This is a genomic window from Chimaeribacter arupi (genome assembly GCF_002858805.1).
In the GTDB taxonomy this organism is placed as follows: Bacteria; Pseudomonadota; Gammaproteobacteria; order Enterobacterales; family Enterobacteriaceae; genus Chimaeribacter; species Chimaeribacter arupi.
In genome coordinates, this window is the sequence record NZ_PJZI01000040.1 from 40,539 (window position 1) to 47,123 (window position 6,585).

The 6,585-nt window shown below is 59.0% G+C and carries 7 protein-coding genes; 5 read left to right on the plus strand and 2 right to left on the minus strand.

Translation table 11 applies throughout. The features are described from left to right. Window positions 1-2 precede the first annotated feature (2 nt). Window positions 3-986 (minus strand): KpsF/GutQ family sugar-phosphate isomerase, encoded by a 984-nt coding sequence (locus CYR52_RS19300; protein ID WP_101829227.1) that lies wholly within the window; start codon window positions 984-986, stop codon window positions 3-5. 373 nt (window positions 987-1,359) lie between these two features. Between CYR52_RS19300 and CYR52_RS19305 the strand changes: the two genes are divergently transcribed. The 4 genes from CYR52_RS19305 to glnQ all read left to right on the plus strand — a co-directional run bounded on the left by CYR52_RS19305 (window position 1,360) and on the right by glnQ (window position 4,210). Further along, window positions 1,360-1,626, plus strand: coding sequence for a DksA/TraR family C4-type zinc finger protein (locus CYR52_RS19305; protein WP_101829228.1), 267 nt, complete (start codon window positions 1,360-1,362; stop codon window positions 1,624-1,626). Window positions 1,627-2,014: 388 nt separating this feature from the next. After that, a complete protein-coding gene (gene glnH, locus CYR52_RS19310) occupies window positions 2,015-2,767 on the plus strand; it encodes a glutamine ABC transporter substrate-binding protein GlnH (RefSeq protein ID WP_072926030.1) in 753 nt (250 codons plus the stop codon). Between the two features lie 67 nt (window positions 2,768-2,834). After that, a complete protein-coding gene (glnP, locus tag CYR52_RS19315; protein ID WP_072926038.1) occupies window positions 2,835-3,491 on the plus strand; it encodes a glutamine ABC transporter permease GlnP in 657 nt (218 codons plus the stop codon). Then, on the plus strand, window positions 3,488-4,210 hold the full coding sequence (gene glnQ, locus CYR52_RS19320; protein WP_072926040.1) for a glutamine ABC transporter ATP-binding protein GlnQ: 723 nt from the start codon (window positions 3,488-3,490) through the stop codon (window positions 4,208-4,210). Before glnP ends, glnQ begins: the two co-directional genes overlap by 4 nt. A gap of 64 nt (window positions 4,211-4,274) precedes the next feature. Here the strand turns inward: glnQ and rlmF are convergent, their stop codons facing one another. Beyond that, the gene (gene rlmF / locus CYR52_RS19325) at window positions 4,275-5,243 is read right to left on the minus strand and encodes a 23S rRNA (adenine(1618)-N(6))-methyltransferase RlmF (protein WP_101829229.1); all 969 of its coding nucleotides are present in this window, start codon (window positions 5,241-5,243) and stop codon (window positions 4,275-4,277) included. A 159-nt stretch (window positions 5,244-5,402) separates the two neighbouring features. Here rlmF and CYR52_RS19330 point away from each other — a divergent pair, with 159 nt between their 5' ends. Further along, a complete protein-coding gene (locus CYR52_RS19330) occupies window positions 5,403-6,047 on the plus strand; it encodes a flavin reductase family protein (RefSeq protein WP_072926043.1) in 645 nt (214 codons plus the stop codon). Window positions 6,048-6,585 lie beyond the last annotated feature (538 nt).

Sequence of the window (6,585 nt, forward strand, 5' to 3'; positions counted from 1 at the left end):
TTTTAATCAAAAATCCGGATGAGCCCCACCACATCCCGCCCCTCGCCGGTGACCAGCAGCGCGGAAATACGCGCCTGCTGCATCAGCCGTTCGGCATCCGCGATCATGGTGTCCTGCGGCAGGGTGATTGGGTCTGAGGTCATGATGTCGCGGGCGGTGCAGGTGTCGAGGCCGCTGCACTTCGCCAGCGCCCGGCGCAGGTCGCCGTCGGTGATGATGCCCACCAGCCGTCCGGCCTCGTCATTCACGGCCACCATGCCCTGGCAGCCGCCGGTGATCTCCTGAATCACCTCACGGAAGGTGGCGGAGGCCTGCACCTGCGGCACAGTGGTCTGCATCAGGTCAGCCACGCGGGTCAGCAGGCGGCGGCCCAGCGAGCCGCCGGGGTGGTAGCGGGCGAAATCCGTGGGCTGGAACTGCCGCTGCTGCATCAGGGCGATGGCCAGCGCATCCCCAATCGCCATCGTCAGCGTGGTGGAGGTGGTCGGCGCGAGGTTATTCGGGCAGCTTTCGCTCTCCATCATCAGCTCCAGCACCGCGTCAGCATGGTGCGCCAGGGTGGAGTTGCCGACATTGGTCAGGGCGATGATGCGGTTGCCGAACGCTTTCAGCGACGGGATCAGCTTCAGGATCTCATCGGTTTCGCCGCTGGCGGAGATCAGGATCAGCAGGTCATACGGGGTAATCATCCCCAGATCGCCGTGGAAGGCTTCCGCCGGATGGATAAAGAAACTGGGCGTGCCGGTTGAGGCCAGCGTCGCAGACATTTTGCGCCCCACGTGGCCCGATTTTCCCATTCCCGACAGAATGACATGCCCTTTGCATTGGCTCATCAGCGCCAGCGCCTTTTGATAGTGCGCCGGGTCAATATGCTCCGCCAGCTTGTGCAGGGCGTCCGCCTGTTCATTCAGCGTGCGTTTAATGGAGGCGATATTATCAGGCGGCGCAACATCGTCGGGGAGTATGGAAAACAGCGTATCAGACACGTGATTAACCTTAACCGGTAATAAAATGACAAAGGCAGCGGGCTGCCGGAATAGCGCGAATGGGTAAAATAACGCCTCAAAAAAAGGGGACTTAACTAAAACGCTGCCTATTTATCATATGAAATAAATGAACACAATAAATTTAAGATTATTCTTAGCTTACGTACAATTTTCATCCAAATGTAACCTGAAATTACCCCATGTAACCTTACTTCTTCAGATTAACGCTTTCTTAACGCAAATTACCCACGCCGTTATTGGGCTTTCCGGCAAACCACCCGATTAACAGCTATAATTTAAGGTGCCGGCACGTTATTTCACCTGAGGGTGAATACGGTGGCCGGGGCTTGTTTATTTATCACCGGAGGTAACAATGGCCAGTGGTTGGGCACAAGATGGTGCCGTTCAGGATCAGATTGATTCGACCGTGGATGATGCGGTGCAACGCGCCCGGCAGGCGCTGGGGCACGGCGACAGTGAGAAATTCTGCCAGGAGTGCGGCGAGCCGATCCCGGAAGCGCGGCGGCAGGCGTTGAAAGGCGTACGTTACTGCGTGCAGTGCCAGGCTGAGCTGGACAAAGCCGCGCAAGACCATGCCGGGTATAACCGCCGCGGCAGTAAAGACAGCCAGTTACGTTAGGCGGGCCGGGCCACCGGCCCCCGCCCCTTACCGATTATGTTTCCTTATCATTCCCTCCTCTGCCCTCTCCCGCTTTTTTTCGCGGAATAACGCCTTTTGCCCTGGAAAAGTTACCGTTTAGTAGCAAACTAAAAGCGTTATTGTTAATAAACGCACGTTAATTCCTCAAAACAGTGCTTATCCTGTCCCCATGCACCACCAGAGAACACCTGCACCGTTTTAGTGCACCCTGATGGTGCAATAACGCCCCTGCCGGGCTGTTTTAGGAGAGAGTGCGAAAAATCCTATTGCTTTTCAATAACTCGAAAAGTTGGCACGATTCTTTCATGGCAGGGCGTGAAATATAAGAATTGGCTATTACCCCCCGGCCTTACATAAGGAACTTTCCATGAAGTCACTGTTACGTTCATACGCAAAAAGTTCGCTGGTTGCCCTGTCACTGGCGTTCGCGTTTTCCGCACACGCAGCCGATAAATTGATTGTCGCCACGGATACGGCTTTCGTGCCGTTTGAGTTTAAACAGGGCGACAAATATGTCGGGTTTGACATCGACCTCTGGGACGCCATCGCCAAAGAGCTGAAGCTGGACTATAGCCTGAAGCCGATGGATTTCAGCGGCATCATCCCAGCCTTGCAGACCCACAACGTTGACCTGGCGCTGGCCGGCATCACCATTACGCCGGAGCGTAAAAACGCCATCGACTTCTCTGACGGCTACTACAACAGCGGCCTGCTGGTGATGGTGAAAAATGACAACACCGCGATTAACGGCGAGAAAGATCTGGCCGGGAAAGTGGTGGCCGTGAAGAGCGGCACCGGCTCGGTGGATTACGCGAAAGCCAATATCAAAACCAAAGACCTGCGCCAGTTCCCGAACATCGACAACGCTTACATGGAGCTGGCCACCGGCCGGGCGGATGCGGTGCTGCATGACACCCCGAACATCCTCTACTTCATCAAAACCGCCGGCAACGGCCAGTTCAAAGCGGTAGGCGACTCGATCAAAGCCCAGCAGTACGGCATCGCGTTCCCGAAAAACAGCGACCTGCGCGAGAAGGTCAACGGTGCGTTGAAAACCCTGCGTGACAACGGCACTTACAACGAGATTTACAAAAAATGGTTCGGCACCGAGCCTAAATAAGGCCGGCGCCCCACCGTTAAGCAGTTTCCCGGCAGCACCCGCTGCCGGTTTTTCCAGGAGATGAGTCATGCAGTTTGAATGGAGCGCCATCTGGCCCGCTCTCCCCCTTTTGCTCGAAGGCGCGAAGATGACCCTGTGGATTTCGGTCCTGGGGTTGCTGGGCGGCCTGATTATCGGCGTGATCGCGGGCTTTGCCCGTGCTTATGGCGGCTGGCTTTCCAGCCACATCGCGCTGGTGTTTATCGAGCTTATCCGTGGTACGCCGATCGTGGTGCAGGTGATGTTTATCTACTTCGCCCTGCCGATGATGATCCCGGTGCGTATTGACCCGTTCAGTGCGGCGGTGGTGACGATTATCATCAACTCCGGCGCTTATATCGCGGAGATCACCCGCGGCGCGGTGCTGTCTATCCATAACGGCTTCCGTGAGGCCGGGCTGGCGCTGGGCCTCTCCCGGCGTGACACCCTGCGTTACGTGATTGCCCCGCTGGCGTTGCGCCGCATGTTGCCGCCGCTCGGCAACCAGTGGATTGTCAGCATCAAAGATACCTCCCTGTTTATTGTGATCGGTGTGGCTGAACTGACCCGTCAGGGCCAGGAGATCATTGCCGGGAACTTCCGCGCCATGGAAATCTGGACGGCGGTGGCGGTGATCTACCTGATCATCACCCTGGCCCTGAGCTTCATCCTGCGCCGGCTTGAAAGAAAACTGAAAATCATATGATCGAATTCAAAAACGTCTCCAAGCATTTCGGCAAAACCCAGGTGCTGCATGACATTGACCTGAAGATTAACCAGGGCGAAGTGGTGGTGATTATCGGGCCGTCCGGCTCCGGGAAATCCACCCTGCTGCGCTGCATCAACAAGCTGGAAGAGATCACCTCCGGCGATCTGGTGGTTGACGGCCTGAAAGTCAACGACCCGAAAGTGGACGAGCGCCTGATCCGCCAGGAAGCGGGCATGGTGTTCCAGCAGTTTTACCTGTTCCCGCACCTGACGGCGCTGGAGAACGTGGCGTTCGGGCCGATCCGCGTGCGCGGGGCCAACAAGGCAGATGCCGAGAAACTGGCGAAAGAGCTGCTGGGTAAAGTCGGGCTGTCTGAGCGCGCCCACCACTACCCGTCTGAGCTGTCCGGCGGCCAGCAGCAGCGCGTGGCGATTGCCCGTGCGCTGGCGGTGAAACCGAAGCTGATGCTGTTTGATGAGCCGACCTCCGCGCTGGACCCGGAGCTGCGCCACGAGGTGCTGACGGTCATGAAGGATCTGGCTGAAGAGGGCATGACGATGGTGATCGTCACCCACGAGGTGGGGTTCGCCGAGAAAGTGGCCTCACGCCTGATCTTTATCGACAAGGGCCGCATCGCCGAGGATGGCGAACCGCACGCCCTGATCAACAACCCGCCAAGCGACCGCCTGCGCGAGTTCCTGCAACACGTTTCCTGAGCCTCTGTCCGGAACGTTTGGCGGCGGGCGTCCTGCCCGCCGTTTTCCTGCCCTGCCCCGCTTTTCAGCCCTGCCAGCGGCTCGCGACCCAGGCGGCCTGCTGCCGTTCGTTCAGGAACGTCCAGGCGACAATGCGGCTGACTTTCTGCCCCTGCGCCATGTCCAGCGTCCGTACCGTGACAGCCCCGGCCTCTTCCAGCGCCTGGTAGATCAGCGGCAGCGTCTCTTTTTTCGACACCAGCGAGGTAAACCAGAAGCAGTTCTGCGCCAGGGTGCGGCTTTCGCTGACCATCCGGCTGATGAACAGGGCTTCGCCGCCTTCACACCAGAGCTCGTTGCTCTGGCCGCCGAAGTTAAGCAGCGGCGCGCCGTCCGGGTTGCCCTGGCCGAGGTTCTGGCGCTTGCGGCGGGTGCCGGAAGCGGCCTCTTCTGCCGAGGCGTGGAACGGCGGGTTGCAGAGGGTGGCGTCGTAACGCTCATTGGGTTTGATGATGTTGGTGAAGATCTGCTGCGGCTGTTTTTGCAGGCGCAAGCGCACATTGTGGGTCAGCAGCGGGTTCTGCGCGATGATCTTCTTCGCAGAGGCCAGCGCCACCTCATCGGTGTCACTGCCGGTGAAGCGCCAGCCGTAGTCATGCAGGCCGATAATCGGGTAGATGCAGTTCGCGCCGATGCCGACATCCAGCACGGTGATATTTTTGCCGCGCGGCACCTCGCCCCGGTTGCAGGAGGCGAGCAGGTCAGCCAGGTGGTGCAGGTAGTCGGCCCGGCCGGGGATGGGCGGGCAGAGGTAACCTTCCGGGATGTCCCACTCCGCGATCTGGTAGAAGTGGCGCAACAGCGCGCGGTTCAGCGCCTTGACGGCAGCCGGGTCGGCGAAGTCCACGGACAGGTCACCCCAGGCATTTTCCGCCACAAAGGCGGCCAGCTCCGGGCTGGAGGCGATAAGCACCGGGAAATCGTAGCGGCTGCGGTGGCGGTTACGCGCGTGAAGTCCGCTTTTTTCCTGCGGGAAGGTTTTCTTTTTTTGCACCTGAAGGCTCTCTCACAACATTTTCTGCGCCATACGATAGCACATTCCGCCCACGGCCTGTGGCCCCATCGGCACGCAGAGCGCACATTCTCCCCCTGGACGAACCCCCTGCCCGGCGGCTAACGTTAAGGATTACGCCATTAAACAAGCAGGTATGCCATGACTGAAGAGAACCGTTACGCTGATGACCGTTACTACTATGAACCCGCCGCCGGGCACGGTTTGCCGCACGACCCGCTGAACGCGATTGTCGGCCCGCGGCCGATTGGCTGGATTTCGTCGCTGAACGCTGAGGGGCAGCGCAATCTGGCGCCTTACAGTTTCTTTAACTGTTTTAACTACCGGCCGCCGATTATTGGTTTTTCCAGCACCGGCTGGAAAGACAGCGTGGCGAATATCCGCGCTACCGGGGAGTTTGTGTGGAATCTGGCGACGCGCTCCCTGGCGGTGCAGATGAACGAGACCTCCGCCAGCCTGCCGAACGGCGAGGACGAGTTCGAACGCACCGGGCTTACGCCAATACGCGGCCGCCGGGTCGCCGCCTGCCGGGTGCTGGAAAGCCCGGTGAATTTCGAGTGCAAGCTGTCACAGTTGATCCAGCTTGAAGGCGCTGACGGCCGGAAGCTCGATTCCTGGCTGGTGCTGGGGGAAGTGGTGGCGGTGCATATTGACCGCACGCTGCTGGAAGACGGCATTTACCAGACGTCACGCGCGGAGCCGGTGTTGCGGGCGGGCGGCCCGAGCGCCTATTACGGGATTTCGGAGGATCAGAGGTTTGATCTCGTGAGGCCGGATGCCAGGTAGGGCTGGCGGGACGCCCCGTCCGGCGTCTGCCTGCAACCCCGCTGCCGTCATTGGTCGTAAAGTGGGATGTTTCGGTTGCTTATAGGCGCTTATGTGGCTGGGGATCGAGTTTGTTGCGTTGGCAGACGCGCGCATTCTTTCTGCGGCTCCGCTGCCGTCATCGGTCGTAAAGTGGGATGTTTCGGTTGTTTATAGGCGTTTATGTGGCTGGGGATCGAGGTTTGTTGCGTTGGCAGACGCCTGCATTCCTTCTGCGGCTCCGCTGCCGTCATCGGTCGTAAAGTGGGATGTTTCGGTTGTTTATGTGCGGTTATGTGGCTGATGTTAAAGGGGCTTGAGGTTTGTTGCGTTGGCAAACGCCTGCATTCCTTCTGCGGCTTCGCTGCCGTCATCGGTCGTAAAGTGGGATGTTTCGGTTGTTTATGTGTATTTATCTACTTAAACCTCCCAGCCTCAACCGAGCAGGGCCTGCCGGCGCGCCGGCCCTGCACCCGCGCGCTTTCGGCGCCCCGGCTGAATCATTGCACGCTCCCGCGTG

Excerpts from the sequence above, each read along its gene's own strand:
- CYR52_RS19305 (WP_101829228.1), top strand. The coding sequence starts at position 1,360 with ATGGCCAGTGGTTGGGCACAAGATGGTGCCGTTCAGGATCAGATTGAT.
- glnH (WP_072926030.1), top strand. The coding sequence starts at position 2,015 with ATGAAGTCACTGTTACGTTCATACGCAAAAAGTTCGCTGGTTGCCCTG.
- glnP (WP_072926038.1), top strand. The coding sequence starts at position 2,835 with ATGCAGTTTGAATGGAGCGCCATCTGGCCCGCTCTCCCCCTTTTGCTC.
- glnQ (WP_072926040.1), top strand. The coding sequence starts at position 3,488 with ATGATCGAATTCAAAAACGTCTCCAAGCATTTCGGCAAAACCCAGGTG.
- CYR52_RS19330 (WP_072926043.1), top strand. The coding sequence starts at position 5,403 with ATGACTGAAGAGAACCGTTACGCTGATGACCGTTACTACTATGAACCC.